29 protein-coding genes are annotated in these 26284 nt (G+C 70.5%); 21 read left to right on the top strand and 8 right to left on the bottom strand.

Going from position 1 to position 26284, the window contains the following annotated elements:
* The first annotated feature begins 20 nt into the window (after window positions 1-20).
* From rplT to SALPAC6_RS0109020, 13 genes are all read left to right on the top strand, one after another.
* Window positions 21-413: a 50S ribosomal protein L20 gene (rplT, locus tag SALPAC6_RS0109080; RefSeq protein ID WP_018215009.1), complete on the top strand. Its 393-nt coding sequence runs from the start codon at window positions 21-23 to the stop codon at window positions 411-413.
* A 29-nt stretch (window positions 414-442) separates the two neighbouring features.
* On the top strand, window positions 443-1426 hold the full coding sequence (locus SALPAC6_RS0109075; RefSeq protein ID WP_026189465.1) for a TrmH family RNA methyltransferase: 984 nt from the start codon (window positions 443-445) through the stop codon (window positions 1424-1426).
* Between the two features lie 166 nt (window positions 1427-1592).
* The gene (gene pheS / locus SALPAC6_RS0109070; protein WP_018253105.1) at window positions 1593-2660 is read left to right on the top strand and encodes a phenylalanine--tRNA ligase subunit alpha; all 1068 of its coding nucleotides are present in this window, start codon (window positions 1593-1595) and stop codon (window positions 2658-2660) included.
* 36 nt (window positions 2661-2696) lie between these two features.
* Entirely contained in the window at window positions 2697-5282 is a 2586-nt protein-coding gene (gene pheT, locus SALPAC6_RS0109065) for a phenylalanine--tRNA ligase subunit beta (RefSeq protein ID WP_018253104.1), read from the top strand.
* A gap of 172 nt (window positions 5283-5454) precedes the next feature.
* Complete coding sequence (gene argC / locus SALPAC6_RS0109060; protein WP_018253103.1) at window positions 5455-6456, top strand: N-acetyl-gamma-glutamyl-phosphate reductase; 1002 nt, start codon at window positions 5455-5457, stop codon at window positions 6454-6456.
* The gene (gene argJ, locus SALPAC6_RS0109055; RefSeq protein ID WP_018253102.1) at window positions 6453-7625 is read left to right on the top strand and encodes a bifunctional glutamate N-acetyltransferase/amino-acid acetyltransferase ArgJ; all 1173 of its coding nucleotides are present in this window, start codon (window positions 6453-6455) and stop codon (window positions 7623-7625) included. Before argC ends, argJ begins: the two co-directional genes overlap by 4 nt.
* A gap of 58 nt (window positions 7626-7683) precedes the next feature.
* The gene (argB, locus tag SALPAC6_RS0109050; protein ID WP_018253101.1) at window positions 7684-8571 is read left to right on the top strand and encodes an acetylglutamate kinase; all 888 of its coding nucleotides are present in this window, start codon (window positions 7684-7686) and stop codon (window positions 8569-8571) included.
* Window positions 8568-9857, top strand: coding sequence for an acetylornithine transaminase (locus tag SALPAC6_RS0109045; protein WP_026189464.1), 1290 nt, complete (start codon window positions 8568-8570; stop codon window positions 9855-9857). Before argB ends, SALPAC6_RS0109045 begins: the two co-directional genes overlap by 4 nt.
* Window positions 9854-10819: an ornithine carbamoyltransferase gene (gene argF / locus SALPAC6_RS0109040; protein ID WP_018253099.1), complete on the top strand. Its 966-nt coding sequence runs from the start codon at window positions 9854-9856 to the stop codon at window positions 10817-10819. Before SALPAC6_RS0109045 ends, argF begins: the two co-directional genes overlap by 4 nt.
* The gene (locus SALPAC6_RS0109035) at window positions 10816-11331 is read left to right on the top strand and encodes an arginine repressor (RefSeq protein ID WP_018253098.1); all 516 of its coding nucleotides are present in this window, start codon (window positions 10816-10818) and stop codon (window positions 11329-11331) included. The genes argF and SALPAC6_RS0109035 overlap by 4 nt, the downstream gene beginning before the upstream one ends.
* On the top strand, window positions 11328-12536 hold the full coding sequence (locus tag SALPAC6_RS0109030; RefSeq protein WP_018253097.1) for an argininosuccinate synthase: 1209 nt from the start codon (window positions 11328-11330) through the stop codon (window positions 12534-12536). The genes SALPAC6_RS0109035 and SALPAC6_RS0109030 overlap by 4 nt, the downstream gene beginning before the upstream one ends.
* 11 nt (window positions 12537-12547) lie before the next feature.
* Complete coding sequence (gene argH, locus SALPAC6_RS0109025) at window positions 12548-14011, top strand: argininosuccinate lyase (RefSeq protein WP_018253096.1); 1464 nt, start codon at window positions 12548-12550, stop codon at window positions 14009-14011.
* A 64-nt stretch (window positions 14012-14075) separates the two neighbouring features.
* On the top strand, window positions 14076-14723 hold the full coding sequence (locus SALPAC6_RS0109020) for a DNA-3-methyladenine glycosylase (RefSeq protein WP_018253095.1): 648 nt from the start codon (window positions 14076-14078) through the stop codon (window positions 14721-14723).
* Window positions 14724-14771: 48 nt separating this feature from the next.
* On the opposite strand, the gene SALPAC6_RS0109015 is transcribed toward SALPAC6_RS0109020, so the two are convergent.
* The 3 genes from SALPAC6_RS0109015 to SALPAC6_RS0109005 all read right to left on the bottom strand — a co-directional run bounded on the left by SALPAC6_RS0109015 (window position 14772) and on the right by SALPAC6_RS0109005 (window position 16166).
* On the bottom strand, window positions 14772-14966 hold the full coding sequence (locus tag SALPAC6_RS0109015; RefSeq protein ID WP_018253094.1) for a DUF397 domain-containing protein: 195 nt from the start codon (window positions 14964-14966) through the stop codon (window positions 14772-14774).
* A 125-nt stretch (window positions 14967-15091) separates the two neighbouring features.
* Entirely contained in the window at window positions 15092-15283 is a 192-nt protein-coding gene (locus SALPAC6_RS0109010) for a DUF397 domain-containing protein (protein WP_018253093.1), read from the bottom strand.
* A complete protein-coding gene (locus SALPAC6_RS0109005; RefSeq protein WP_026189462.1) occupies window positions 15276-16166 on the bottom strand; it encodes a helix-turn-helix domain-containing protein in 891 nt (296 codons plus the stop codon). Before SALPAC6_RS0109005 ends, SALPAC6_RS0109010 begins: the two co-directional genes overlap by 8 nt.
* A 181-nt stretch (window positions 16167-16347) precedes the next feature.
* Between SALPAC6_RS0109005 and SALPAC6_RS0109000 the strand changes: the two genes are divergently transcribed.
* Genes SALPAC6_RS0109000 through SALPAC6_RS0108990 form a run of 3 tightly spaced genes read left to right on the top strand, consistent with a single transcriptional unit; the run spans window position 16348 to window position 17077 of the window.
* Window positions 16348-16614 carry a hypothetical protein gene (locus SALPAC6_RS0109000; RefSeq protein ID WP_018253091.1) on the top strand — a complete coding sequence of 89 codons (267 nt, stop codon included), beginning with the start codon at window positions 16348-16350 and terminating at the stop codon, window positions 16612-16614.
* Window positions 16614-16811: a hypothetical protein gene (locus SALPAC6_RS0108995; RefSeq protein WP_018253090.1), complete on the top strand. Its 198-nt coding sequence runs from the start codon at window positions 16614-16616 to the stop codon at window positions 16809-16811. Before SALPAC6_RS0109000 ends, SALPAC6_RS0108995 begins: the two co-directional genes overlap by 1 nt.
* Window positions 16808-17077: a hypothetical protein gene (locus tag SALPAC6_RS0108990; protein ID WP_018253089.1), complete on the top strand. Its 270-nt coding sequence runs from the start codon at window positions 16808-16810 to the stop codon at window positions 17075-17077. The genes SALPAC6_RS0108995 and SALPAC6_RS0108990 overlap by 4 nt, the downstream gene beginning before the upstream one ends.
* Window positions 17078-17111: 34 nt before the next feature.
* Here SALPAC6_RS0108990 and SALPAC6_RS0108985 read toward each other — a convergent pair whose 3' ends face one another.
* Both SALPAC6_RS0108985 and SALPAC6_RS0108980 read right to left on the bottom strand, forming a co-directional pair.
* Window positions 17112-17768 carry a response regulator gene (locus SALPAC6_RS0108985; RefSeq protein ID WP_018253088.1) on the bottom strand — a complete coding sequence of 219 codons (657 nt, stop codon included), beginning with the start codon at window positions 17766-17768 and terminating at the stop codon, window positions 17112-17114.
* Window positions 17765-18967 (bottom strand): sensor histidine kinase, encoded by a 1203-nt coding sequence (locus SALPAC6_RS0108980; protein WP_018253087.1) that lies wholly within the window; start codon window positions 18965-18967, stop codon window positions 17765-17767. Before SALPAC6_RS0108980 ends, SALPAC6_RS0108985 begins: the two co-directional genes overlap by 4 nt.
* Before the next feature lie 124 nt (window positions 18968-19091).
* On the opposite strand from SALPAC6_RS0108980, the gene SALPAC6_RS0108975 reads away from it, so the two are divergent.
* Together SALPAC6_RS0108975 and SALPAC6_RS25655 are read left to right on the top strand one after the other, a co-directional pair.
* Window positions 19092-20015: an ABC transporter ATP-binding protein gene (locus SALPAC6_RS0108975; protein ID WP_018253086.1), complete on the top strand. Its 924-nt coding sequence runs from the start codon at window positions 19092-19094 to the stop codon at window positions 20013-20015.
* Window positions 20012-20854 (top strand): ABC transporter permease, encoded by an 843-nt coding sequence (locus SALPAC6_RS25655; protein ID WP_223874433.1) that lies wholly within the window; start codon window positions 20012-20014, stop codon window positions 20852-20854. Before SALPAC6_RS0108975 ends, SALPAC6_RS25655 begins: the two co-directional genes overlap by 4 nt.
* Window positions 20855-20865: 11 nt before the next feature.
* Here SALPAC6_RS25655 and SALPAC6_RS0108965 read toward each other — a convergent pair whose 3' ends face one another.
* Window positions 20866-21705: a universal stress protein gene (locus SALPAC6_RS0108965; protein ID WP_026189460.1), complete on the bottom strand. Its 840-nt coding sequence runs from the start codon at window positions 21703-21705 to the stop codon at window positions 20866-20868.
* Between the two features lie 69 nt (window positions 21706-21774).
* Window positions 21775-22659 (bottom strand): universal stress protein, encoded by an 885-nt coding sequence (locus SALPAC6_RS0108960; RefSeq protein ID WP_018253083.1) that lies wholly within the window; start codon window positions 22657-22659, stop codon window positions 21775-21777.
* A 133-nt stretch (window positions 22660-22792) separates the two neighbouring features.
* Between SALPAC6_RS0108960 and SALPAC6_RS0108955 the strand changes: the two genes are divergently transcribed.
* Both SALPAC6_RS0108955 and SALPAC6_RS0108950 read left to right on the top strand, forming a co-directional pair.
* Entirely contained in the window at window positions 22793-23296 is a 504-nt protein-coding gene (locus SALPAC6_RS0108955; protein WP_018253082.1) for a GNAT family N-acetyltransferase, read from the top strand.
* An 18-nt stretch (window positions 23297-23314) separates the two neighbouring features.
* Window positions 23315-23938, top strand: coding sequence for a hypothetical protein (locus SALPAC6_RS0108950; protein WP_018253081.1), 624 nt, complete (start codon window positions 23315-23317; stop codon window positions 23936-23938).
* 39 nt (window positions 23939-23977) lie between these two features.
* Here SALPAC6_RS0108950 and SALPAC6_RS0108945 read toward each other — a convergent pair whose 3' ends face one another.
* Window positions 23978-24370: a PaaI family thioesterase gene (locus SALPAC6_RS0108945; RefSeq protein ID WP_018253080.1), complete on the bottom strand. Its 393-nt coding sequence runs from the start codon at window positions 24368-24370 to the stop codon at window positions 23978-23980.
* 92 nt (window positions 24371-24462) lie between these two features.
* On the opposite strand from SALPAC6_RS0108945, the gene tyrS reads away from it, so the two are divergent.
* Window positions 24463-25749, top strand: a complete 1287-nt coding sequence (gene tyrS / locus SALPAC6_RS0108940) for a tyrosine--tRNA ligase (RefSeq protein ID WP_018253079.1) — start codon at window positions 24463-24465, stop codon at window positions 25747-25749.
* The last annotated feature ends 535 nt before the right edge of the window (window positions 25750-26284 follow it).

Here is a 26284-nt window from a genome sequence, read left to right as displayed (position 1 = left end):
GAACCAACGAAGGAGCTGAGATGGCACGCGTCAAGCGGGCTGTGAACGCCCAGAAGAAGCGCCGTACCCTGCTGGCGACCGCGAGTGGCTATCGCGGTCAGCGCTCCCGGCTGTACCGCAAGGCCAAGGAGCAGGTGCTGCACTCGATGCAGTACTCCTACCGGGACCGTCGCGACCGCAAGGGCGACTTCCGGCAGCTGTGGATCCAGCGGATCAACGCGGGCGCCCGCGCCAACGGGCTCACCTACAACCGCCTGATCCAGGGCCTCAAGCTGGCCGGCATCGAGGTCGACCGGAAGATCCTGGCCGACCTGGCCGTCAACGACGCCGCCGCCTTCGCGGCGATCGTCGAGAAGGCCCGTGCGGCCGTCGCGGAGCAGGGCACCGGCGGCGCCGGTGCCCAGGCCGCCTGATCCACCCACGGCAGCGCGAGGCGTCTCCCATGCAGTCACGATCGCACGGGAGGCGCCTCGACGCCGTCTCCGGACCACTCACCCCCCGCACTCCACGGATTGTGGCGGCCCGTCGACTGCACCGCCGCCGCGACCGCGAGGCCACCGGTCGGTTCCTGGCCGAGGGCCCGCAGGCGGTCCGCGAGGCCCTGGCTCGGTCGGGCACGGTCCTGGAACTCTTCGGTACGCCGGCCGCCCTGGACCGGCACCGGGACCTGGCCGCGCAGGCTGCCGCCGCTGACCTTCCCGTCTCCGAGGTAACCGACGCGGCCCTCGCCGGGCTCGCCGAGACCGTCGCTCCCCAGGGCCTGATCGGCGTCTGTCAACACCTTGACCTGCCGCTGGCCACCGCTCTCGCGCGAGCGCCGCGGCTGGTCGCAGTCCTCGCCGACATCCGGGATCCGGGCAACGCCGGCACGGTCCTGCGTACCGCCGACGCGGCCGGCGCCCAGACGGTGGTCTTCGCCGGCACGGCTGTCGACCCCTACAACGGCAAGGTGGTGCGGGCGTCGGCGGGCAGCCTGTTCCACGTGGACGTGGTGCGGGCGCCCGATCCGCTTCAGGTGATCGCCGACCTGCGGGCCGCCGGGCTCGCCGTGTTGGCCACCACCGGATACGGCGCGGACGACCTGGATGACCTGGTGGACGCCGGCCGGTTGGCCGCCCCCGCCGCCTGGGTCCTTGGCTCCGAGGCGCATGGCTTGCCCACCGAGCTGACCGCGGCCGCCGACGCCCGGGTTCGGGTACCGCTGCATGGGCGGGCGGAGAGCCTTAACCTGGCTGCCGCGGCGGCGGTGTGCCTGTACGCTTCAGCGAGAGCGCAGCGCCGGCCGTCGTCCCCGCGCCCGGTCGAGGCCACAACTGCGGTCGAGGACGTGACCGTGGTCAAGGAAGTAGCAGCGGTCGAGGACGTAGCCGCTGTTGAGGCAGAAACTGCGATCGAGACCGCAGCAAAGGAGAGCGGCCGCCCGTGAACGCGCAACGGCGTTCGTTTAGCCAGCCCGCCGGTGCCGGCGGGCGGCGGGCCTGACCCGCTCTCCGCACGACTCCCACCGGCGGGCTGCGGCACAGCCGCGCGTCCGTAGACTCGCTTCGCCGCCTGACAAGGCCGGCGCCGCCGTGAGGGAGTGCCTGTACGCCATGTCCTACCGCAACGACCCGTACGACCCGAAGCAGGTCGCCCTGCTCGACCCGGCCGCACTGGCCGAGGCTGTCGCCACCGCCGAGGCGGCGTTCGCCGCCGCCGCCAGTCCGGATGAGCTGACCGCGCTGCGCCCGGCCCACCTCGGGGACCGGGCCCCGGCGTCGCTGGCCCGACGTGAGATCGGCGCGTTGCCGCCGGCCGCCAAGGCCGACGCCGGCAAGCGGGTCAACGAGGCCCGCCGGTCGATCGAGAGCGCATACGCCGCGCGCGCTCAGGTACTGGAGCGGGAGCAGGCCGAGCGGATGCTGGTCGAGGAGCGGGTGGATGTCACCCTGCCGGCCGCCCGGCGTCCGGCCGGGGCCCGCCACCCGGTCAGTACGTTGATGGAGCAGATTACCGACTTCTTCGTCGGAATGGGCTACGAGGTGGCCGAGGGCCCCGAGGTCGAGTTGGAGTGGACCAACTTCGACGCGCTCAACATCCTGCCGGACCACCCGGCGCGGGGGTTGATGGACACCTTCCACGTCGCGCCGGAGCACTCCGGCATGGTGCTGCGGACCCACACCTCGCCGGTGCAGGCGCGGACGATGCTGACCCGCACACCGCCGATCTACGTGATCTGCCCGGGCCGGGTCTACCGGACCGACGAGTTGGACGCCACCCACGCGCCGGTCTTCCACCAGGTCGAGGGCCTGGTGGTGGACCGTGGCATCACGATGGCGCACCTGCGCGGCACGCTGGACCACTTTGCTCGGGCGATGTTCGGGCCCCAGGCGCGGACCCGCTTCCGGCCGCACTACTTCCCGTTCACCGAGCCGTCGGCGGAGTTCGACGTCTGGTTCCCGGAGCACCGCAAGGGTGCGCAGTGGGTCGAGTGGGGTGGCTGCGGCATGGTGAACCCGCGGGTGCTGCGGGCCTGCGGCATCGACCCGGAGGTCTACTCCGGATTCGCCTTCGGCATGGGCATCGACCGTACGGTCATGTTCCGGCACGGCGTCGGCGACATGCGGGACCTGGTGGAGGGAGACGTCCGGTTCACCCGGGCGTTCGGGTACGGCGCGTAGGCGCGGGCACGAGTTACGGAGACGGTGATCTGAGTCATGCGAGTTTCTGTCAGTTGGCTGCGTGAGTACGTTGACCTGCCGGCCGACCTGACCCCGGCCGACCTTGAGCAGTCCCTGGTCGGCCTCGGTCTCGAGGTGGAGTCCGTCGTGGACCTGGCCGGTACGGTCACCGGGCCGCTGGTCGTCGGCGAGGTGCGGGAGATTGAGGAGCTGACCGGCTTCAAGAAGCCGATTCGCTTCTGTCGGGTGGACGTGGGCGACGCCAACGGCACCGGCGAGTTGCAGGAGATCGTCTGCGGGGCGCGCAACTTCGCGGTCGGCGACCGGGTGGTGGTGATCCTCCCCGGCGGGGTGCTGCCTGGTGACTTCGCCATCGGGGCGCGCCGGACGTACGGGCGCAACTCCAAGGGCATGATCTGCTCGGCGAAGGAGTTGGGCCTGGGCGACGACCACGGCGGCATCATCGTGCTGCCCGATTCCAGCCCCGCCAAGCCGGGTGACGACGCCCGCCCCGTGGTTGGCCTCGATGATGTGGTGGTCGAGGTCGAGCTGACCCCGGACCGGGGCTACCAGATGTCGGTGCGGGGGATCGCCCGGGAGCTGTCGCACGCATTCGGGGTGCCGTTTCGGGACCCGGGCCTCGCGTCCGCCCCGGCGGGGACCGAGGCGCCCGCGTACCCGGTGGAGGTGCGGGATCCGGTCGGCTGTGACCGGTTCGCGGCGCGCATGGTCCGCGGTGTGAACCCGGCCGCGCCGTCGCCGGCCTGGATGGTCCAACGGCTCACCACCGCCGGTATCCGCAGCCTCTCGCTGCCGGTCGACATCACCAACTACGTGATGCTCGAGCTGGGCCAGCCGATGCACGCCTTCGACGCCGACCGGATCACCGGCTCGCTGGTGGTGCGCCGGGCGGTGGCGGGGGAGCGGTTGACCACCCTGGACGGGGTGGCGCGCACGCTCGTGGCCGAGGACATGGTGATCTGTGATGCCGGGTTGTCGAACTCGACCCCGGCGGCTGGCGCGGATGCCGGTGTGCCGATCTCGCTCGCTGCCGTGATGGGTGGCGAGAGCAGTGAGGTGGTCGCGGAGACCAGCACCGTGTTGTTCGAGGCTGCCCACTGGGATCCGGTGATGGTGGGGCGCACGGCCCGCCGGCACCGGCTGTTCAGCGCGGCGGCGAAGCGGTGGGAGCGGGGCGTTGACCCGGCCCTGCCGTTGGTCGCCATCGACCGGGCGGTTCAGCTACTGGTGGAGCATGGCGGCGGCGCGGCCGGTGCGGAGATCCTCGACATCGATCATGTGTCGTCGCCGACCCCGGTGGTCATGCCGGCGGATCTGCCAGCTCGACGGGTCGGGGTGGCCTATTCGCCGGACCGGGTGGCTGCTCTGCTCACCGAGGTCGGCTGCACGGTCGTGACCGGCCCGGATCGGCTCGCCGCGGATCCGGGTGAGGTGGGCGTCGCCGCCGGTGGCGCGGTGTCGTTCCTGGTTACCCCGCCGTCCTGGCGACCCGACCTGACCGACCCGGCCGACCTGGTCGAGGAGGTGGTCCGCCTCGACGGCTACGACCGGGTGCCGGCGGTGCTGCCGGTGGCCCCCGCCGGCCGGGGCCTGACCTGGCAGCAGCGGCGTCAGCGGGCGGTGGCCCGGATGCTCGCCGACCAGGGGTACGTGGAGGTGCTCTCCGCGCCGTTTGTGGCAGTCGAGCTGGCTGACCAGCTAGGCCTGCCGGCCGATGACGCTCGGCGGCGGGCGGTGCGGCTGGCCAACCCGCTGTCGGAGCAGGAGCCGGTGCTGCGGACGACGTTGCTCGGCCCGCTGCTCGGGGTGCTCCGACGGAACCTGGGCCGAGGCCAACGGGATCTCGCGCTGTACGAGATCGGTACGGTCTTCCACCCGCGGGCAGCGGTCGGCACTCCGCCGACGATGGGGGTGGAGCACCGGCCGTCGGACGCGGAGCTCGCCGCCGCCGATGCGGTGCTGCCGGAGCAGCCTCGGCACGTCGCCGTGGTCCTCGCCGGTGAGGTCGAGCCGGGTGGCTGGTGGGGCGAGGGACGCCCGGCCGGCTGGGCGGATGCGGTCGCGGCGGCCCGGGCGGTGCTCGCGGCCGCCGGCATACCCGAGGACCGGGTGGCCGTACGGGCCGTGGAGCAGGCCCCCTGGCACCCCGGGCGCTGTGCGCGGCTGGTGGTGGATGGCGCGGCTGTCGGATATGCGGGGGAGCTGCATCCGGCGGTGATCGCCGAGCTGGAGCTGCCCCGCCGTACCGCCGCGATGGAGCTGGACCTGGACGCGGTCCCGGCGGCCCCGGTGCGGCAGGCCCCGGTGCTCTCCTCCTTCCCGCCCGCCCTGATTGACGTGGCGCTGGTGGTCGATGTCGACGTGCCGGTGGCCGAGGTGCAGGGGGCGCTGGTGGCGGGGGCCGGTGCGCTGTTGGAGTCGGTTCGGCTCTTCGACGTCTACGCCGGTGAGCAGCTCGGCGCGGGTCGTCGGTCGTTGGCGTACAAGCTGACCTTCCGGGCGCCGGACCGGACGCTGACGGTGGAGGAGGCGGTCGCGGCGCGGGACGCGGCGGTTGCCTGTGTCGCGGAGCGCTTCGGCGCTACCCTCCGCGGCGTGTGAGGGCAGACCTCGCCTTTACCGCAGTTCAAAGGGCCCGCGTCGCGTATCGCGACGCGGGCCCTCTCCGCGAGTGGGTGGCCGTGACCCAGAACACGGCCTCATCGCCATGCAATGCTTTGTATGATCATGCAGTCACTGCTAGCCTTCCCTGCATTGTTATACGGAGGTAGGTATGGGGATCCGAGTTGCGGTCGCTGGGGCGAGCGGTTACGCCGGAGGTGAACTGCTGCGCCTGATCACCGGGCACCCGGAGTTCGACCTGGTCGCCGCCACCGCGCACAGCCAGGCCGGGCACCGGCTGGACACCGTGCACCCACAGCTGACCGGGCTGGATCTGGTTCTGGCCAAGACCGACCCGGCGGCCCTGGCCGATGCCGACCTGGTCTTCCTGGCGCTGCCGCACGGTGAGTCGGCGGCGCTGGCCGCGCAGCTGTCACCGGAGGTGCGCGTGGTTGACCTCGGCGCCGACCACCGGCTGGCCGACCCGTACGCCTGGGCCAACTACTACGGCGGCACCCACGCCGGGCAGTGGACCTACGGTCTGCCCGAGCTGCCGGGTCAGCGCGAGCGGGTCGCCGCCGCGACCCGGGTGGCCAACCCCGGCTGCTACGCCAGCGCCATCATCCTGGCGCTCGCCCCGCTGATCGCCGCCGGTGCGGCCCAGCCTGCCGACGTGGTGGTGGTGGCCGCCTCCGGGGCCTCGGGCGCCGGCCGCGCTGCCAAGGCGCACCTGCTCGCTGGCGAGGTCATGGGTGACCTGTCGCCGTACCGGGTCGGCGCGCACCAGCACGTTCCGGAGATCAAGCAGGCGACCGGGGCGACCAGCCTGTCGTTCACCCCGGTGCTGGCGCCGATGCCACGGGGGATCCTCGCGACCGTCACCGCCGTGCCCGTACGCGAGGTCGACCCGCAGGCGGTGCTCGCCGAGGCGTACGCGGACGCGCCCTTCGTGCACGTGTTGCCGGAGGGGCGGTGGCCACACACCGCCGCGACCCTCGGCTCCAACTCCTGCCATCTCCAGGCGACCGTTGACGTTGACGCCGGGCGGTTGATCGTGGTCAGCGGCCTGGACAACCTCGGTCGGGGCGCGGCTGGCCAGGCGGTGCAGAACGCCAACATCATGCTCGGCCTGCCGGAGACCACCGGCCTGTCCGTCTGGGGAGTTACCCCGTGAGCGTCACGACTCCCCGTGGCTTCCGGGCGGCCGGGGTGCCCGCCGGGCTCAAGGAGAGCGGGGCGACCGACGTCGCCCTGGTCGTCAACGACGGCCCGCAGGCCGGTGCGGCCGGTGTCTTCACCACCAACCGGGTGAAGGCGGCGCCGGTGCTCTGGACCGAGCAGGTCGTCCAGGGCGGTCTGGTCCGCGCCGCGGTGCTCAACTCGGGCGGCGCCAACGCCTGCACCGGCCCTGGTGGCTTCCAGGACACCCACGCCACCGCGGAGCACACCGCGGCGGTACTGGCCGCCGTCGCCCCCGGGCTGAACCTGGGTGCGGGCGAGGTGGCCGTCTGCTCCACCGGTCTGATCGGCGAGCGGCTGCCCATGGACCGGCTCCTGCCCGGCGTGGGTACGGCGGTCGAGGCGTTGAGCCAGGACGGCGGACCGGCCGCCGCCGAGGCCATCATGACCACCGACTCCCGGCCCAAGAACGCGGTCGGGCACGGTGCCGGTTTCACCGTGGGTGGGATGGCCAAGGGCGCGGGCATGCTCGCGCCGGCGATGGCCACGATGCTCAGCGTGCTCACCACCGACGCGGTCGCCGACCCGGAGACCCTGGACGCGGCGCTGCGGGCCGCCTGCCGAGTCAGCTTCGACCGGGTCGACTCGGACGGCTGCATGTCCACCAACGACACGGTGCTGCTGCTGGCCAGCGGTGCGAGCGGCGTTGTGCCCACCGAGGCCGAGCTGACCGCCGTGGTCACCGCCGTCGCTCACGATCTCGCGCAGCAGCTCGTCGCCGACGCTGAGGGCGCCACCAAGCAGATCACGATCGACGTGGTCGGCGCGGCGAGCGAGGATGACGCGGTCGAGGTGGGCCGGAGCGTGGCCCGGAACAATCTGGTCAAGACCGCGCTGTTCGGCAACGACCCGAACTGGGGGCGCATCCTCGCCGCCGTCGGCACCACCACTGCGGCGTTCGAGCCGGAGCGGGTCGACGTGGCCGTGAACGGGGTGTGGGTGTGCCGGGGCGGTGCCGCCGCCGAGGACCGGTCCAAGGTCGACCTCAGCGGCATGGACGTGACGATCTGCATCGACCTGGGGGCGGGCGTGGCCGCGGCGACGATCTGGACCAACGACCTGTCCCACGGGTACGTGCACGAGAACTCGGCGTACTCGTCGTGAGCACGAGGATCGCCGCGTGGCGCGGCGCCGCAACCGGATACGGAAGGCAGGTTCGGGCATGAGCTCCACCGCGGATCTCACCGGCGCTCAGGCCAAGGCCGCCACCCTGATCGAGGCGCTGCCGTGGCTGGCCCGGTTCGCGGGCTCGACCGTCGTGGTCAAGTACGGCGGCAACGCCATGACCGATCCGGAGCTGCGGCGGGCGTTCGCCGCGGACATGGTCTTTCTCCGCTACGCCGGCCTGAAGCCGGTCGTGGTGCACGGCGGCGGTCCGCAGATCTCGGCGATGCTGGACCGCCTCGGCATCGACAGCGAGTTCCGGGGCGGGCTGCGGGTCACCACGCCAGAGGTGATGGACGTGGTCCGGATGGTGTTGCTGGGGCAGGTCGGCCGGGAACTGGTCGGGCTGATCAACGCGCACGGTCCGTTCGCGATGGGGCTCTCCGGCGAGGACGCGGGTCTGTTCACCGCGGTCCGACGCCCGGCGTACGTCGATGGGCGGCCGGTCGACGTCGGTCAGGTCGGCGATGTGGAGTCGGCGGACATCTCGGTGGTGACCGACCTGCTCGAGGCCGGCCGGATCCCGGTGCTCTCGACCGTGGCCCCGGACGTGGACGGCGTGCCGCACAACCTCAACGCGGACACCGCCGCGGCGGCGTTGGCGATCGCCCTGCGGGCGCGCAAGTTGGTCGTCCTGACCGATGTGCCGGGCCTGTACGCCAACTGGCCGGACCGGTCCAGCGTGGTCGGTAAGGTCACCGCGACCGAGCTGGCGAAGCTGCTGCCGTCCCTGGAGTCGGGGATGGTCCCCAAGATGGAGGCGTGCCTGCGGGCGGTGCGCGGGGGCGTGCCCGCCGCGCACGTCGTGGACGGGCGGGTCGCGCACTCGACCCTGCTGGAGATCTTCACCTCGGAAGGCTTTGGAACCATGGTGATTCCCGGATGAGCCCGCTTCGTGACCGCTGGCAAGAATCCATGATGGACAGCTATGGCACGCCGCCGCTGGCACTGGTCGGCGGGGCCGGCGCCGTGGTGGTTGACGAGGCCGGCCGGGAGTACGTGGACCTGCTCGGCGGCATCGCCGTCAACACCCTCGGCCACGCCCACCCGGCGGTGGTCTCCGCCGTCTCCAAGCAGGTCGCCACGCTGGGGCACGTGTCAAACCTGTACGTTGCCGAGCCGCCGGTGGCCCTGGCCGAGCTGCTGCTCGCCCTCGCCGGCCGACCGGGACGGGTCTTCTTCGCCAACTCGGGTGCCGAAGCCAACGAGACGGCGTTCAAGATCTCCCGGCTCACCGGACGGACCGAGGTCGTCGCGACCCGGGGCGGCTTCCACGGCCGCACCATGGGGGCGCTGGCGCTCACCGGCCAGCCGGCCAAGGCCGACCCGTTCCGTCCGCTGCCCGCCACCGTCACCCACGTCGACTACGGCGACAGCGCCGCGCTGGCGGCGGCCGTCACCGACGCGACCGCGATGGTGATCCTGGAGCCGATCCAGGGGGAGAACGGCATCGTCGTACCGCCCGCCGGCTACCTCGCCGAGGCCCGCCGGATCACCGCCGAGCACGGTGCCCTGCTGGTGCTCGACGAGGTGCAGACCGGAATCGGCCGCACCGGGCACTGGTTCGCCCACCAGACCGAGGGCATCGAACCGGACGTGGTGACGCTCGCCAAGGGCCTTGGCGGTGGCCTCCCGCTCGGCGCCTGCATCGCCTTCGGCCCCGCGGCCGACCTGCTGCGCCCCGGCTCACACGGCACCACCTTCGGGGGGAACCCGATCAGCTGCGCCGCCGGGCTGGCGGTGCTGTCCACGATCGCCGGCACCGGGCTGCTCGACCACGTCGAGCGGGTCGGGGACCGGCTCCGGCGGGGCATCCAGGCGCTCAACCATCCACTGGTCGCCGAGGTGCGGGGCGCCGGCCTGCTGCTCGGGATCGTGCTGACCGCGCCGGTCGCGGCGGTCGCCGTCGAGGCGCTGCGAGAGGTGGGCTTCCTGGCCAACGCGGTGCAGCCGGGTGTCATCCGGCTCGCCCCACCGCTGATTCTCACCGCCGACCAGGCCGAGGCCTTCCTGGCCGCCCTGCCGGGCGCACTCGCCGCGACCCACGCCGCCGCCGGCTCGACCCCGACCACCGGGCCCCGGTCAACGGGCCCGGGCAACCCCAGCCCGCCGGCCCAACCGGCCAGAATTCCGACCCCGACCACCCCAACCACGACGGAGACCAGGGCATGATCCGGCACTTCCTGCGGGACGACGACCTCACCCCCGCCGAACAGGCGACCGTGCTCGACCTGGCCGCCGGCATGAAGGCGGACCGCTTCGGGTACCGCCCCCTGGCCGGCCCGCGCGCGGTGGCGGTGCTCTTCGACAAGCCGAGCCTGCGCACCCGGATGTCCTTCGACGTCGGCATCGCCGAGCTGGGCGGGCACCCGCTGGTGGTGGACAGCCAGGTGACCCACCTCGGCCGCGGTGAGACCCTCGCCGACGTCGGGCGGGTGCTCTCCCGCTACGTGGCGGCGATCGTGCTGCGGACCCACGGGGACGACCGGATCGCCGAGGTCGCCGCGCACGCGACCGTGCCGGTGATCAACGCGCTCACGGACATGTATCACCCGTGCCAGCTCCTGGCCGACCTGCTCACCATCCGCGAGCATCTCGGCGGCACCGCCGGGCGGACACTGGCCTACCTGGGCGACACGGCGAACAACATGTGCCACTCGTACCTGCTCTCCGGCGCCGCCGCCGGCATGCACGTCCGGATCGCCGGGCCGACCGGGTCCAGCCCGGACCCGGCGGTGCTGGCCCGGGCGGAGAAGATCGCCGCCGGCACCGGCGGGTCGGTGCGTACCGGCACCGACCCGGTGGCGGCGGTCCGCGACGCCGACGCCGTCGCCACCGACACCTGGATCTCGATGGGGCAGGAGTCCGACGGGCTGGACCGGGTCACCTCGTTCCGCCCATACCAGGTCAACACCGCGGTGCTCGCACATGCCGCGCCACACGCGATCGTGCTGCACTGCCTGCCCGCGCACCGCGGCGACGAGATCACCGATGCGGTGCTCGACGGCCCGCGCAGCGCCGTCTTCGACCAGGCGGAGAACCGGCTGCACGCCCAGAAGGCGCTGCTGACGTTCCTCCTCGGGACAACGCCGGACGCGCCAGCGTCGGGCAGCCACACCGGGCAGAGCGCGTGAGCGCCCCGCTGACCCGTGCCGCCCGGCACGCCCGCATCGTCGAGTTGATCCGGGACAAGGCGATCCACTCGCAGACCGAACTGGGCGACCTGCTGGCCGGGGAGGGTATCCAGGCCACCCAGGCGACCCTCTCCCGGGATCTGAAGGAACTCGGCGCGGTGACCGTGCGCGGTGGCGACGGACGCGGGGTCTACCTGATCCCGGAGGACGGCCAGCGTCCGCTGCGGGAGGCCGAGACCGCGCCGGCGCGGCTCGTGCGCCTGCTGCGCGAGCTGCTCAACGGAGTGGACGCCAGCGGCAACATCGCCGTGCTCCGTACCCCACCGGGTGCGGCCCAATACCTGGCCAGCGCGCTGGACCGCGCCGGCCTGCCCGAGGTCGTCGGCACGATCGCCGGCGACGACACCATCCTCGTCGTGGCCCGCGAGGCCGACGGCGGAGCCGCGCTCGGCGACCAACTCGCCGGCTGGGCCCGCCGCGAAGACAACGTTGAAAGGAGCATCACATCATGACTGAGCGGGTCGTTCTGGCGTACTCCGGAGGGCTGGACACCTCCGTCGCGATCCCGTACCTGGCCGAGCAGACCGGTGCCGAGGTCATCGCCGTGGCGGTCGACGTCGGGCAGGGCGGTGAGGACCTGGAGGCCATCCGGCAGCGGGCGCTCGACTGCGGGGCCGTGGAGTCCGAGGTGGTCGACGCGCGCGACGAGTTCGCCGCCGAGTACTGCCTGCCCGCGGTCCGGGCCAACTCCCTCTACCAGGACCGGTACCCGCTGGTCTCCGCCCTGTCCCGGCCGCTGATCGTCAAGCACCTGGTGGCCGCGGCCCGCACACACGGCGGCACCATCGTGTCGCACGGGTGCACCGGCAAGGGCAACGACCAGGTTCGCTTCGAGGTCGGCCTGGGGGCGCTCGCCCCGGATCTGCGGATCGTCGCGCCGGCCCGGGACTACGCCTGGACCCGGGACAAGGCGATCGCGTTCGCCGAGGAGAAGGGGCTGCCGATCGACGTGTCGGCGAAGTCGCCCTACTCGATCGACCAGAACCTGTGGGGCCGGGCCGTCGAGACCGGGTTCCTGGAGGACATCTGGAACCCGCCGATCGAGGACCTGTACTCGTACACCGCCGACCCGGCCCAGCCGCGGGACGCGGACGAGGTGGTCATCACCTTCGACGCCGGTAACCCGGTCGCGATCGACGGGGAGACGGTCACCCCGTACCAGGCGATCGTGGAGCTGAACCGGCGTGCCGGCGCGCAGGGCGTCGGCCGGCTGGACATGGTCGAGGACCGGCTCGTCGGGATCAAGAGCCGCGAGGTGTACGAGGCGCCGGGCGCGATCGCGCTGATCACCGCCCACCAGGAGCTGGAGGCGGTCACCGTCGAGCGTGACCTGGCCCGGTTCAAGCGCAGCGTGGACCAGCGCTGGGGCGAGCTGGTCTACGACGGCCTGTGGTTCTCCCCGCTGAAGGACGCGCTGGACGCCTTCGTCGACGACTCGCAGCAGCACGTCTCCGGCGAGGTACGGCTCACCCTGCACGGCGGACGGGTCACCGCCACCGGCCGGCGGTCCGACGCCAGCCTGTACGACTTCGGCATGGCCACCTACGACACCGGTGACACCTTCGACCAGTCCCTGGCCAAGGGGTTCGTGCAGCTGTGGGGCCTGCCCAGCAAGATGTCGGCGGCGCGGGACGCCCGGCTGGGTGGGGCGCGGTGAGCGCTGCCACAATGGGCGGGGTGGACGACACGAGCCTGACCGAGAACAGCGCAGCCACCAACCGGACCAGCCTGTGGGGAGCCCGTTTCGCCGGCGGCCCGGCCGAGGCGCTCGCCCGGCTGTCGGTGAGCGTGCAGTTCGACTGGCGGCTCGCCCCCTACGACCTCGCGGGGTCCCGGGCGCACGCCCGGGTCCTGGCCGGCGCCGGCCTGCTGGACGCCGAGGAGCTGGGGCAGATCCTGGCGGCCCTGGACGACCTGGAGGCCGCCTGCGCCGCCGGCACGTTCCGGCCCACCGTTGACGACGAGGACGTGCACACCGCTCTGGAGCGGGGGCTGCTGGAGCGGCTCGGCCGGCTCGGCGGCAAGCTGCGCGCCGGCCGCTCCCGCAACGACCAGGTCGCCACGGACCTGCGGCTCTACCTGCGCGACCACGCCCGGGGCGTGGCCGCTCGGTTGGTCGAGCTGGCCGAGGCGTTGGTCGAGCAGGCCGGACGGCACGTGGACACCGCTACACCGGGCATGACCCACCTGCAACCCGCCCAGCCGGTCACCTTCGGGCACTGGCTGCTCGCCCATGTGCAGCCGCTGCTGCGCGACCTACAGCGGCTGCGCGACTGGGACCACCGCACCGCGGTCAGTCCGCTCGGAGCCGGCGCGCTCGCCGGCTCCGGGCTGCCGCTGGACCCGGTGGCGGTCGCCCGGGAACTGGGCTTCCGCACGTCCTTCGCCAACTCGATGGACGCCGTCGCCGACCGGGACTTCGTCGCCGAGTTCCTTTTCACCACCGCGCTGATCGGCGTGCACCTGTCCCGCCTCGGCGAGGAGATGGTGCTCTGGACGTCGCGGGAGTTCGGTTGGGTGGAGCTGGATGACGCCTTCGCCACCGGCTCGTCGATCATGCCGCAGAAGAAGAACGCGGACATCGCCGAGTTGGCCCGAGGCAAGTCCGGCCGGCTCGTCGGCGGGCTGGTGAATGTGCTCACCATGCTCAAGGGCCTGCCGATGACCTACGACCGGGACATGCAGGAGGACAAGGAGCCCGCCTTCGACGCGGTGGACACGCTGGAGCTGCTCCTGCCGGCCCTCGCGGGGATGATCTCCACGATGACGGTACGGGCCGACCGGCTGGTCGCCGCCGCGCCGGAGGGCTTCTCGCTCGCCACCGAGGTGGCGGACTGGCTGGTCCGCCGTGGGGTGCCGTTCCGCGAGGCGCACGAGATCACCGGCCGGCTGGTGGCGCTCTGCGTGGCCCGGGACTGCGCGCTCGACGAGGTCTCCGACACCGACCTCGCCGCGGTCAGCGAGCACCTCGACCCGTCGGTGCGCGACGTGCTGTCGGTCCAGAGCGCGCTCGCCGCCCGCACCACCCCCGGCTCCACCGGCCCGGGACCGGTCGCCGAGCAGCTCGCCGCCGCCGCCGACCAGCTCACCGGCTGGCGGGAGTGGGCCGCCGGGCAGGTCGTTCCCCGCTGACCCAGCGCAGGTGTGGGCCGCCTGTTCGGGCAGCCCACACCCGCCGGGTAGCGTCGCGGCTGTGATGGCATACCCCGAATCCGCAGCCGGTCTCGCGCGGCTGGCGGGCCTGCTCGCCGGGCCGGTCGTGCCGGCGGCGCGCGGCCTACTCGGCGCCCAGCTCCGCGCCGGCGAGGTCACCCTCCGCATCACCGAGGTCGAGGCGTACGCGGGCACCGCCCAGGACCCGGCCTCGCACGCCCACCGGGGGCGCACTCCCCGCAACGCGGCGATGTTCGGCCCGGACGGGCACGTCTATGTCTACTTCACGTACGGCATGCACTGGGCCTTGAACGTGGTGACCGGGCCGGACGGCGAGGCCTCGGCGGTGCTGGTGCGGGCGGGAGAAGTGGTCGCCGGCCACGCCCAGGCCCGGACCCGCCGTCAGACGGCGCGATCCGACCGCGACCTCGCCCGGGGGCCGGCCCGGCTCTGCGCCGCACTGGGCGTTGACCGCTCGGCGTACGGGCAGTACCTGCTCGGCGACGGCCCGATCCGGCTGCGTCCACCCCGCGAACCCGTGCCGGAAGCGGCGGTAGCGGCCGGGCCAAGGGTCGGCGTCACCGGTGCGCACGACGTGCCGTGGCGGTTCTGGATCGCCGGCGACCCGACCGTCAGCACCTACCGCCGCCACGTCCCCCGGCGCCGGCCGGCTCGCCCCGGTGCCCGATAGCGTGAAGGCCCGCCTCGCGGGGAGTCGGGCCTTCGCGCTGATGGTGGGTCAGTGTTGCTCGGGGAGCTGCGCGACGAACGCCCGCCACGCTGCCGGCCCGAACACCAACGCCGGTCCGGTCGGGTCCTTGCTGTCCCGGACGCCCACGACGCCCGGAAGGTTGTCGGCGACCTCGACGCAGTTGCCGCCATTGGAGCTGCTACGGGTGCTCTTGCGCCACTGGGCGCTGCTCAGGTCAGCCATGATCGCGCTTTCAGGAAATCGATGGTTTGGCTACGCGGAAGCGCAACCGACCTTACGGTTAACGACTCAGGACACTGGTGCGCAGGCCCGGCTCGCAGGGGTCGGGCCTGCGCGTTGATGGTGGATCAGTGCTGCTCGGAGAGCTGCGCGACGAATGCCTGCCATGCCACCGGCCCGAACATCAGCGCCGGTCCGGTCGGGTCCTTGCTGTCCCGGACACCCACGACGCCCGGAAGGTTGTCAGCGACTTCGACGCAGTTGCCTTCGTTGCCGCTCTTGCTGCTCTTGCGCCAGATAGGCTGCGAAAGATTACTCATCGTAATTCTCCTTGATGGCACTGTTTAACAAATCTGCTGACGCATGCTCGTCAAGCGCAGATGCCCAGAGAGTAGTCCAGGCATCAACGTACGCAGAAACCTCGTTCGGTCGGTCAAGGTAGAGGCTGCCGGTTAGTGACTCGCTGTAGACGGTGGAGGGTTCGGCCGGGCGCGTGCCCAGCCTGGGGAAGTCCAGCACGACGAACGCGCCCGCAACGGACGCCATGTGCGGGCCGACACGCATGGGGAGCACGCGGACGGAGACGTTTCCGGGACCGGTGCTTGCGATGCCGCCGAGGTGGGCGAGCTGTGTCCGCCATCCCTCCACGTCCTCGTGAGGTCGCCGGATCACGGATTCGTCAATCACCACCTGGAGTTGCGGTGCTGCCGGCGAGCGCCTGGTCAGTAGGCGCTGACGCTCCAATCGCAGCGCCACCTTTCGTGCCACCTCGGCCGGTGTTCGACCAGGCTTGGTCCTGAAGACTGCCGCCATGTACTCGGGGGTCTGTAGAAGCCCGGGAATGAGCGCGGGCTCGTACTGGCGAAGGTGGCAGGCTGCGGCTTCAAGTCCGACGTACAGTTCGAACCATTCAGGTATGGCGTCGCCGTACGCGTGCCACCAGCCGCGCGACTTGCTTTCCGCGGCCAGTGCGACCAGGACCGACCGCATTTCATCCGATGTGCCATAAATGCGGCACATGAGCTCCACGTCATGGGTCCGGACCGAGGTCTGTGCGCCTTCGATGCGATACATGCGCGCCCGACTCCACTCCAGCCGCTTTGCAGCGGTGTCGAGCGGGATGCCTGCTTCCTCGCGAGCCTGTTTCAGGAGCCGGCCGAGCTGTCGCTTGGGCACGCTAGATCCTGCGTTTGTCAAGGTCACCTCACCTTCATGTCTCGCTCTGGCGGGCAAACTGTCTCGCCTGACGCACAGGATGCCCGGCATCCGAGTCAATGTAAATACCAGCGTGCAAATTACGGATCGATCTGTTGCGGTCGGTGGTCCGTCGGGTGATGCTCTATCCACCCACTGGGGCAATCCTGACGCTAGGAGGATCAAGTCAATGACGATCATCGTGGCCGCGCTCGCTGGCACGTTTGGACTGGCCGTGGGCCTTATGGTCAATGCTGCTCGCGCAGGGAGTAGTCGGGTGGATCTGCAAGAGCGAAACGTCAGTGCTGAGGGCGAGAAGACCGCTGCCCCCACCTTGGACTCATCCGACCTGCCTGTAGTACACCCGCCCGCCATCGGCCGTGCGCGGGTGTACTACACCTCGTACCCGGGCGTCGATGTCCTTGAGGCTGTGCTCAGCGGACTGAGGAGGCTGTGATGGCCGACGACGACCCGCCCGTCGACCGGCGCGCACATCCCGACCCGTACGGCACGCCGCCGTTGCCCGACGGCGACCGGGTGCGGTCGCGTACGCCGAGCACGCCCCCACCGCCCGCCACCACCCGGCACCAGGTGATCGCGGCGCTCATTCTGGTGATCGTCGTGGCCGCTGTCGTGCTCCGGGTGCTGCGATGACGACCAGCCCGAGGCCCCCACGCCCGAATCCGGGCGACCCGGCCGCCGACCGGCCGCACCTACCCATGCGCCCGCTGTGGGGTTGCGACACCTGCCGGGCCGAGTGGCCGTGCCAGTCGGCCCGGGCCGCCCTCCTGATCGAGTACCGCGACAACCTGGTTGCGCTGCGTGTCTATCTGAGCGCACTGATGGCCGAGGCGGATGCACAACTTTCGCAGGTCAATAGAGCATCCGACCTCTATCGCCGCTTCCTGTCGTGGGTCTGATGAGATCCACCCGACGGCAGGTTGAAGACACAGGTCAAGCCACGGTGACCAGGCCGGCTTCGTAAGCGGCAATGACCAGTTGGACCCGGTCTCTGGCGGCCAGCTTGCTGAGTAGGCGGGTGACGTAGGTTTTGACGGTTGCCTGGCTCAGCACAAGTTCGTCGGCGATTTCGGAGTTGGACCGCCCTCGTCCCACCAGCGTGAGTACCTCCCGTTCCCGGTCGGTGAGCCGGGGGAGCTGTCGGCGGGTGGCAGCAGGTGCGGCGCGGGTGTCGACGAAGTGCTTGATCAGGCGTCGGGTGACACCGGGAGCAAGTTGGCCGTCTCCGTGTGCCACGGCGCGGACGGCATCGAGGATGTCCTCCAGAGGCATGTCCTTGACCAGGAATCCGGCGGCACCCGCCCGCAACGCCCCGAACACGTGATTGTCCTCGTCGAAGGTGGTCAGAACGAGTACACGCGTCTCGGGGGCCAGCGTGGCGATTTGAACCGTAGCTTCGACGCCTCCCATGCCGGGCATCCGTAAATCCATTAGGACGACGTCCGGTCTCAGTTCGCGGGCGAGGCGGACCGCTTCCTCCCCGGTACCGGCCTCGCCGGCAAGCACGATGTCGTCAGCTTCCGCGATGAACATGCGCAACGCCGACCGGACGAGCGGCTGGTCGTCAACGACCAGAACCTCGATGGTCATGCAACCGGGAGAGGGAGGCGGACTGCCACCCGGAAGCCGCCTTCTGGGCGTGGACCGGTGGTGATCGTGCCGTGCAGCATCTCGACTCGCTCCCGCATGCCGACCAACCCTAATCCGCTCCCGGGCCGTTGGCCGCGACCGGATCCGTCGTCGACTACCTCGACGAACAACTCCGCCTCCCGGAAGCTGATCAGGATTCGGCAGACATCGGTGCCGGCATGGCGAATCACGTTGGCGATGGCCTCCTGGACGATCCGGTAGGCGGCGGCGTCGACCTCCATCGGCAGGGCCTGGGGCTCGCCCTGTTGCCGCAGTTCGATGTCTATGCCCGCTGACCGAGTGGTGGAGATGAGCTCGTCGAGGGCGAAGAGCGAGGGGACCCCTGGTTGGTCCGGGTCGATCTCACGCAGGGAGGAGAGGACCCGCCGCAGGCCCGCAAGAGTCTCTTGGCCGACCGTTTCGATGCTGCCGATTGCTTCTCGGGCCGCTTCCGGTTGCGTTCGCATGACCCGGCCCGCCGCGCCTGCCTGCAGGGTGATGACTCCCAGGCTGTGCGCCACCATGTCGTGTAGGTCGCGGGCGATGCGAAGCCGTTCGGCGCTGATCGCCTCGGCGGTCGCCCGTTCGCGTGCGGCTGCGGCCTGCGTTCGTCGCTGGCGGATCACTGTGCCGAGAAGTACGGCCGTGCAGACGGAGAGCGCAGCGCCGGGCTCCGATGGGATGCCGCCCTCGCCGCCGAGCGTCAATCGAGCCGTCAGATAGGTGGTGAGGAAGAGTAGGGCCAGGCCGGCCGCGGTCAGTGCCAACCGGCGGGGGTAGTAGAGCGTGAGGAGTACCAGGGCGATATCGATCGGAAGGATCTGCGGCGACCAGATCTCTGGCTGCCGCCACACCAGGGTGGGTATCGCAATGCTCGCGAGCAGGAGCGTGAAGGCGAGCCGGGGCGTCTGCCGCAACCGGATGCTTCCGGCCAGCGCGGCCGCTGCGGCTACCAGCAGAATCCCCTGGCTTGTGGTGGGGGAGAGAACGTCCGGTGGGAAGAGCAACGACCAGCGCTGATCGGGCGGTTCGGTCAGGAACCAGATCCATGGGTAGACCGTTACCAGCCAGCTAGTAAAGATCAGGAGGCTGATGAGCCAAAACGATCCGAGCTCGTCGGAACGGAACCTGGTGGGGAGGAGACTCCGCGCCGCGTGCACGGGCTCGAATCTAGTCGGGGGACCGACCGAACGCATCCGACCACAGTTGTACGACCGAGGATGACATGAGGACTGCAAAAGTGTCAGCGTTGGCGGGACGCGCCGAGACACTCTGATCAGGACGATGGTCCTCGTGATCGAAGTGAAACAATTGACGAAGCGTTACGGCGGCACCGTAGCCGTCGATGAGCTGACCTTCACCGTGCTGCCCGGACGGGTGACCGGCTTTCTCGGACCCAACGGCGCGGGTAAGACCACCACTCTGAACATGCTCGTAGGACTGAGCACACCTACGCGCGGCACTGCCATCATCGGCGGACTTCCCTTCGCCGAGCATCCCCGCGGCCTGCGGTATGTCGGCGCCCTGCTGGATGCCCGTGCCGTTCATGGCGGACGAACCGCGTACGACCACCTCGCCGCGCTGGCCCGGAGTAACCGCATCGGGAAGGCCAGGGTGCTTCAGGTGCTGGCGGAGGTAGGCCTGGCGGACGTGGCGCAGCGGCGCGTGCAGACCTATTCGCTGGGTATGAAGCAGCGACTGGGTATCGCTGCGGCTTTGCTCGGCGACCCACCCGTGCTGTTGTTCGACGAGCCGCTGAACGGTCTCGACCCTGAAGGCGTGAAGTGGGTGCGCGGGCTCTTCCAGGGTTTGGCGGCCGAGGGGCGCACCGTGTTCGTCTCCAGCCACCTCATGTCAGAGATGGAACACACCGCGACCGATCTGATCGTCGTGGGACGAGGCCGGCTGATCGCGGCCGAGACGTTGGCTCAGTTCGCAGCCCGTGGCGGCACGTTGTCGTCGGTGTCCGTACGGACACCTGACCCCGGTGCGCTGACTGGGGCGTTGACCGAGGCCGGCGCGAGTGTGGCCCAACACGCCGACGGGTTGTTGTCAGTGGAAGGAATGAGCGCCAGTGACATCGGAGACCTGGCCTTCGCAAAGTCCATACGAGTGCACGAGCTAAGTCCTCGGTTGACCTCCCTGGAGGAGGCGTTTATGAGGATGACGAGTGACAGTATCGAATATCGGGCGGGGGCGATGCAGTGAAGGTGACGGTGGAAGAGTCAGCTCCCGAAACTGTACGAACGGAGGCTCAGGCAGGCTTCCGTGATCTGCTCGCCGCTGAATGGATCAAACTCTGGTCTTTGCGTTCGACTGCTTGGACGCTGCTGTTGAGCGCCTTCGGGATTTTGGGTTTCAACTGCTATTCAGCCTATGGCGACTATGTAAATCTGGAGAACTTCTCCGCCGCCGCCCGCGCGGACTTCAGCAGGTATGCGATGTTCGATGCCTTCACCCCCGCCTCCTGTGTAGCTCTCATGCTGTCCATCGGCGCCATCGGTGCGAACGTCGTGGTCAGCGAGTACAGCACTGGGTTGATCCGCGCTACCTTCGTGGCGGTGCCGGCGCGGCGCGGGGTGATGGCGGCGAAACTGGCGGTCGTCACAGCGGTGTCGTTGGGCTACGGCCTGGTGGTCGTCGGTGGCTCCTTCTTTGTCACCCAGGCGATCCTTGACGGCAAGGACGTGGGTCTTTCCATCACCGACCCGGGTGTGCTGGAACGGCTGCTCGCCTCGGCGCTGATGGCGCCGCTGACCGCGTTGGTCGCCATGGTCATTGGTGTCCTTGTGCGGCACAGCTTCGGGACGCTGACCACCTTCGTACTTGCCTTCATGCTTCTGCCGCTCGCCCTCAGCGAACGGCTGTACGCCACGGCCGTACTCGGTCACCTGACGCCCTACCGCGCGTGGATACGCATCGCCGAGATTGAGTTCGGAAGCCAGCCGTATCCCTGGACGACATCCGGGGCATGGACCGTCTACGCCGTCTGGGCGGTTCTCGCCGCCATCCTTACGGTGGTTGTCGCGCAGCGTCGGGACCACTGAGCCCGGACGGGTCAACGTGCTCGACCGTACGGGTGGGCCACCAGCACCGGGCAGTGGGCGTGCTGCACCAGGGACTGGCTGACCGAGCCGAGCAGCATCCCGGTGAATCCGCCTCGCCCTCGGGTCCCCACGACGATCAGGGCAGTGTCCCGACTTGCCTCGATCAGTGCCTGGTCCGGCTTCTCCGCCCGTAGCTGTCGCGCGGTCACGGCCAGCCCCGGGTGGCTGCCGCGCGCCGCCGCCACCGCGGTGTCGAGCACCTCCGCGGCGTCGGTCGCACCGGGGGTGTGGACGTGCGCCAGCACCAGCTCGTTCTGCTGCCGCGTGGCCTCGTCGGCGGCCTGCCCGACCGCCACCTCCGCCGACTCCGACCCATCCACCGCGACCAGCACCGGCCCGTCCAGCGCGACCGGCGCCTCAGTGGGTCGGACCACCAGCACCGGGCAGTGCGCGTGCGCGGCGACCTGCGAACTAACCGAGCCGAGCAGCAGCCCGGCGAAGCCGCCGTGACCCCGGCTACCCACCACGACCAGCTCCGCCCGGCGGGACTGCTCCACCAGCGTGGCGCCCGGCCCGCCGGCGACCTGCCGTACCTGGACGGTCAGCCCGGGCCAGCGGTCGGCCAGGTCGGCGGCGGCGCGGTCCAGCATCGACTGCGCCTCGTCGTTCGGCTTCGGAATTCCCAACTCGTACGGGTTGATCGGTACTCCGTACCCCGACGGGTGCAGATAGCCGTGCACCAGGTGCAGCGGTGTTGACCGCTGCACCGCGGTGCGGGCGGCGTGCTCCGCTGCCACCAGGCTCGATGGTGAGCCATCCACCCCTACCACCACGGGCCGGTTCATCGGCACCCCTTTCGGACTCGGTCGGCATATTGTCCCCCGGGCCGGCGTGGCTGCCGCTCACCCGCGCCGGCGCGGCTATTCGGCGGGGCGTCGGACGATGGCCAGTGGGCTGTGCCCGTGATGCAGGACGGCGTGGCTGACCGAGCCGAGCAGCAGCCCGCCGAGGGCACCGCGCCCGTGTGCGCCGACGACCACCAGCTGCGCGCTCTTCGACGCCTCTACCAGCACCCGCGCCGGCGAGCCACGGACGACCCGGTGCCGTACCTGCACCTGCGGATACCGTTCGGCGAAGCCGGCGAGCGACTCGGCGAGGGTCCGCTCCTCCTCGCCCTCGACGGCGTCCAGGTCGTAGACCAGGGGCAGGATGTCCCCCGGGCCGACAGGGGTGGGGAAGAGCCAGGCGTGCAGGGCTACCAGCGGTGCGTCCCGGCGGGCCGCTTCCTCGAATGCGAAGGCGACGGCCTCGGTGGATAGCTGAGAACCGTCCACACCCACCACGACCGGACCGTCCGCGCGCGGCTCACCTCGGACGACCAGCACCGGGCTCTTCGCGCGGGCGGAGACCTGCACGGTGACCGAGCCGAGTAGCAGCCCGGCGAAGCCGCCGAGACCCCGGTGGCCGAGCACCGTCAGCACCGCTTCCTGTGCCTCCTCGACCAGCACCGGGGTCGGTGCGCCGTCCACCACCACACCGGTGATCCGCAGGTCGGGGGAGATCTTGCGGGCCTGTTCCACCGCTTCCCGCACGTACTCCTCGGCCTGGTTGCGCAGCCCGGCGGTGACCGGGGCACCGGGAACCGGGGTCAACGGGGTCCCGGTCAACGGCCAGATGAAGGCGTGCACCACCCGGAGCGGGCGCTGCCGGTACTCCGCCTCGCGCACCGCTACCCGGACCGCGTCCAGCGCGGCGGCAGAACCGTCCACACCCACCACGACCGGGGCGCCGGCGTTGCTCGTCATAATGTCTGCCCTCCTTCGGCTCGTTTCACCTTCAGCCTGCCGGGCCGGCCGCCGCCCGATCAGGGGCGGTCGGCCCAAGCCCGGGGCCAATGGTCCTTCGCTCGGCGGCCTCGGCCGGCGCTACCATCGCGCGATGCCCACCGATCTGCGCCTGCGCCCCGTACTCGATAGTGACCTGCCGTTCTTCTTCCTCCACCAGCAGGACATCGAGGCTAACTGGATGGCGGCGTTCGGCGCGGCCGACCCCACCGACCGCATCGGGTTCGACGCGCACTGGACCCGGATCCGCGCCGACCCGACGGTGGTGTCGCGGACGGTGGTTGTCGGCGATGAGGTGGTAGGCCACGTGAACGCCTTTCCCGCCGATGGGCGCACCGAGGTCAGCTACTGGATCGATCCAGGTCGCTGGGGTCGGGGATACGCGACCGGTGCGCTCGCCGTCCTGCTGGGTGAGCTGACCCGCCGGCCGGTGCACGCCCGGGTGGCCAAGGACAACCGTGCCTCCCTCGCCGTGCTGCGCAAGTGCGGCTTCGTCGTCACCGGCGAGGACCAGGGGTACGCCCCCGGGCGTGGCGTCGAGGTCCAGGAATGGATCTTGGAGCTCGCCGGCCCGGCCCCAGCACCCGCTCCGAGCTGAGGGATTACCCTCGCCGAGGTGAACTGGCTGGAACTGATCGGCTGGACCGGCTCCGCGGTGTTGGTCTGGTCGCTGCTGCAGACCGCGATTCTCCGGCTGCGCACCCTGAACCTCGTCGGTTGTGTCGTGCTGATCGGCTACAACGCGGCGGTCGCGGTGTGGCCGATGGTCGGGTTGAACATCGTGCTGGCCGCCATCAACGTGTGGTACCTGCGCGGCATGCTGGCGACCCGCCACGACGCGGCGACCTACCAGGTGGTCGAGGTGGGCGTGGACGACAAGTTCCTCGCGCACACGCTGCGGGTGCACGCGCTCGACATCGCCCGGTTCAACCCCGGCTTCACCTGGCACCGAAGCGGGGAGCGGTCCGCCTTCCTGGTCGTCAGGGCCGACGAGGTGGTCGGGGTGGTGCTGGCGCACGCGGAGCCGGGCGGGGTGGCCCAGGTCGACCTCGACTACGTCACCAAGCGGTTTCGGGACTTCACCCCGGGCGAGTTCGTGTACCGGAGTAGCCGCCTCTTCACCGACAAGGGGTTCCGGCAGGTCGTCAGCCCGCCGGGCATGGTCGCCCCCTACTATCACCGGCTCGGCTTCCGCCGGCAGGGCGACGCCTACGTGCTGGACCTCCCCGCCGCCGCGTAGCGGGGTGCACCGGCTGCTGGCGGGGGCCGCCGGCTGCGGCTATTCGGTCGTCATCAGGTTCTGCAGCCGGACCTGGCCGCGTGCCACCAGACGGTCATCGCCGTCGGTGATCTCCACCTGCCAGAGCTGTTGACTGCGGCCGCGGTGGACCGGGGTTCCCACGGCGGTCAACTCACCCGACCGGACCGCGCGCAGAAAGTCGGTCTGGTTCGACACGCCGACGACCCGCCCCCGGTCGCCCAGCCAGGCAGCCCCGCCGAAGCTCGCCGCGGTCTCGACCACCGAGCAGTAGACGCCGCCGTGCTGGATCCCGTACGGCTGGTGCAGCTCGGGGCGGACCTGCCAGCGCAGGACCACCCGGTCGGCACCGACCTCGTCGTAGCTCAGCCCCAGCAGCGTCACGAAGCCGTCGTTCGGATCTGGCTCGTCCACGGCATAGCCCTTCGTCGTTACCGGGCGGCCAGCATAGCGGGCCGGCAATCCCGGTAGTGGTCCCGGCCGGTCATGCGGAAGAATTGGGGATCGTGACCGACACCAACCCCCCGCTGTCAGAGCGGGACACACTCTTCGACGATCTGCGGTGGCGTGGCCTGATCCAGGACTGCACCGGCCTCGACGAGCTTCGCGCGTTGCTCGACGGCCCGGGAGCGGCTTTTTATGTGGGCTTCGACCCGACCGCGTCGAGCCTGCACGTCGGTCACCTCATGCAGGTCGTCACCGCGCGGCGGCTCCAGCTCGCCGGCCACCGGCCGCTGCTGCTGGTGGGCGGGGCGACCGGGCAGATCGGTGACCCGAAGGAGAGTGCCGAGCGGGTTCTCAACCCACCTGAGGTGGTGGCCGGATGGGTGGCCCGGATTCGGGAGCAGCTGGCCCCCTTCGTGTCGTACCAGGGTGCGAACGCGGCACGGCTGGTCAACAACCTGGACTGGACCGGCGAGATGTCGGTGGTGGAGTTCCTGCGGGATGTCGGCAAGCACTTCCCGATCAACCGGATGCTGGCGCGTGAGGTGGTGCGGGCCCGGCTGGAGAGCGGGGTCAGCTTCACCGAGTTCAGCTACCAGCTCCTCCAGGCCAACGACTTCTTCGAACTGCACCGACGCCACGGGTGTCAGCTTCAGTTCGGCGGCTCCGACCAGTGGGGCAACATCACCGCTGGCGTCGACTTCATCCGTCGCCGGGGCGCGGGGCCGGTGGAGGCGTTCACCACGCCGTTGGTCACCAAGTCCGACGGTACGAAGTTCGGCAAGACCGAGGGTGGGGCGATCTGGCTCGACTCGGAGCTGACCAGTCCGTACGCGTTCTACCAGTTCTGGGTCAACGCGGACGACCGCGACGTCGCCCACTACCTGCGCTACTTCAGCTTCCGTCCCCGGGCCGAGCTGGAGGCGTTGGAGAAGGAGGCGGCGGAGCGACCCGCCGCACGTGTCGCCCAGCGGGCGCTCGCCGAGGAGCTGACCACCCTGGTGCACGGTGAGCGGGAAATGGCCCAGGTGGTCGCCGCGAGCCAGGCGTTGTTCGGCCGAGGGTCGCTGGCGGATCTCTCGCCCGCGACCCTGCGCGCCGCCCTGACCGAGGCGGGTCTGGTCCACCTCGACGAGTTGCCCGACGTGGTCGGGCTACTCAAGGAGTCTGGTCTGGTGCCGAGCAACAAGGAGGCCCGTCGAGTAATCGCCGAGGGGGGTGCCTACCTGAACAACAACCGGGTGTCCTCGACGGACGCGGTCGTCACTCCGGCGGACCTGTTGCACGGCCGCTACCTGGTCCTGCGTCGGGGAAAGCGTTCCTTCGCCGGTGTTGAGCTGCGAAAATAGCTAGATCCTGATGATGTGACCGGGGACGCGTCCGGCGGATTTGACGGCAACTCCCTCGGACGCGTAACTTTCTCTCTGCCAGCGCGGAACGGACGAAAACGGGGCGGACGCCCCGAGCGGCCAGAGCACTGGAAGCGACCTCTCGGACTGACCGAGCCGCATGGCTTGGATGGTCCTCTTGGGCGGTGCCCCAGGTTCGCCGGTAGGCGGATTTGGCGAGGCGAAACCGACCGGGTATGGTTAGCCGCCGGCAGGAGCCGGGCGCGCTAGCGGGAAACCGCAAGCGGCCGGTCTGCCGAAACCATGACGAAGGCGACGACAGTCGGTGATGTCATGGTGCCCAAAAGTGGACGAAGTCAACAGATCGCAGCAAAGCGGTTTGACACGGCGGAAACCACCGGGTAAAGTAGTAAAAGTGCCTGACGCGAGAGCGGTGGGTGGGAGCGGTTGCCTCCGGAGGGGCCCTGGTGTGGGGTTCTGATGGTGTGTGGTTGTTCTTTGAGAACTCAACAGGGTGTTTGGAAAGCCAGTGCCG

The organism is Salinispora mooreana (assembly GCF_000379065.1).
Taxonomy (GTDB): Bacteria; Actinomycetota; Actinomycetes; order Mycobacteriales; family Micromonosporaceae; genus Micromonospora; species Micromonospora mooreana.
The sequence above is the reverse complement of the archived record's forward strand: the minus strand, read 5'-3'. Positions and strand labels throughout refer to the sequence as shown.

Excerpts from the sequence above, each read along its gene's own strand:
- SALPAC6_RS0109020 (WP_018253095.1), top strand. The coding sequence starts at position 14,076 with ATGGCATACCCCGAATCCGCAGCCGGTCTCGCGCGGCTGGCGGGCCTG.
- SALPAC6_RS0109015 (WP_018253094.1), bottom strand. The coding sequence starts at position 14,966 with ATGGCTGACCTGAGCAGCGCCCAGTGGCGCAAGAGCACCCGTAGCAGC.
- SALPAC6_RS0109045 (WP_026189464.1), top strand. The coding sequence starts at position 8,568 with ATGAGCCCGCTTCGTGACCGCTGGCAAGAATCCATGATGGACAGCTAT.
- rplT (WP_018215009.1), top strand. The coding sequence starts at position 21 with ATGGCACGCGTCAAGCGGGCTGTGAACGCCCAGAAGAAGCGCCGTACC.
- argH (WP_018253096.1), top strand. The coding sequence starts at position 12,548 with ATGGGCGGGGTGGACGACACGAGCCTGACCGAGAACAGCGCAGCCACC.
- pheS (WP_018253105.1), top strand. The coding sequence starts at position 1,593 with ATGTCCTACCGCAACGACCCGTACGACCCGAAGCAGGTCGCCCTGCTC.
- SALPAC6_RS0108990 (WP_018253089.1), top strand. The coding sequence starts at position 16,808 with ATGACGACCAGCCCGAGGCCCCCACGCCCGAATCCGGGCGACCCGGCC.
- SALPAC6_RS0108985 (WP_018253088.1), bottom strand. The coding sequence starts at position 17,768 with ATGACCATCGAGGTTCTGGTCGTTGACGACCAGCCGCTCGTCCGGTCG.
- SALPAC6_RS0109000 (WP_018253091.1), top strand. The coding sequence starts at position 16,348 with ATGACGATCATCGTGGCCGCGCTCGCTGGCACGTTTGGACTGGCCGTG.
- SALPAC6_RS0109010 (WP_018253093.1), bottom strand. The coding sequence starts at position 15,283 with ATGAGTAATCTTTCGCAGCCTATCTGGCGCAAGAGCAGCAAGAGCGGC.
- SALPAC6_RS0108955 (WP_018253082.1), top strand. The coding sequence starts at position 22,793 with ATGCCCACCGATCTGCGCCTGCGCCCCGTACTCGATAGTGACCTGCCG.
- SALPAC6_RS0108960 (WP_018253083.1), bottom strand. The coding sequence starts at position 22,659 with ATGACGAGCAACGCCGGCGCCCCGGTCGTGGTGGGTGTGGACGGTTCT.
- argB (WP_018253101.1), top strand. The coding sequence starts at position 7,684 with ATGAGCTCCACCGCGGATCTCACCGGCGCTCAGGCCAAGGCCGCCACC.
- pheT (WP_018253104.1), top strand. The coding sequence starts at position 2,697 with ATGCGAGTTTCTGTCAGTTGGCTGCGTGAGTACGTTGACCTGCCGGCC.
- argC (WP_018253103.1), top strand. The coding sequence starts at position 5,455 with ATGGGGATCCGAGTTGCGGTCGCTGGGGCGAGCGGTTACGCCGGAGGT.
- SALPAC6_RS0108975 (WP_018253086.1), top strand. The coding sequence starts at position 19,092 with ATGGTCCTCGTGATCGAAGTGAAACAATTGACGAAGCGTTACGGCGGC.
- argF (WP_018253099.1), top strand. The coding sequence starts at position 9,854 with ATGATCCGGCACTTCCTGCGGGACGACGACCTCACCCCCGCCGAACAG.
- SALPAC6_RS0109030 (WP_018253097.1), top strand. The coding sequence starts at position 11,328 with ATGACTGAGCGGGTCGTTCTGGCGTACTCCGGAGGGCTGGACACCTCC.
- SALPAC6_RS0109075 (WP_026189465.1), top strand. The coding sequence starts at position 443 with ATGCAGTCACGATCGCACGGGAGGCGCCTCGACGCCGTCTCCGGACCA.
- SALPAC6_RS0108995 (WP_018253090.1), top strand. The coding sequence starts at position 16,614 with ATGGCCGACGACGACCCGCCCGTCGACCGGCGCGCACATCCCGACCCG.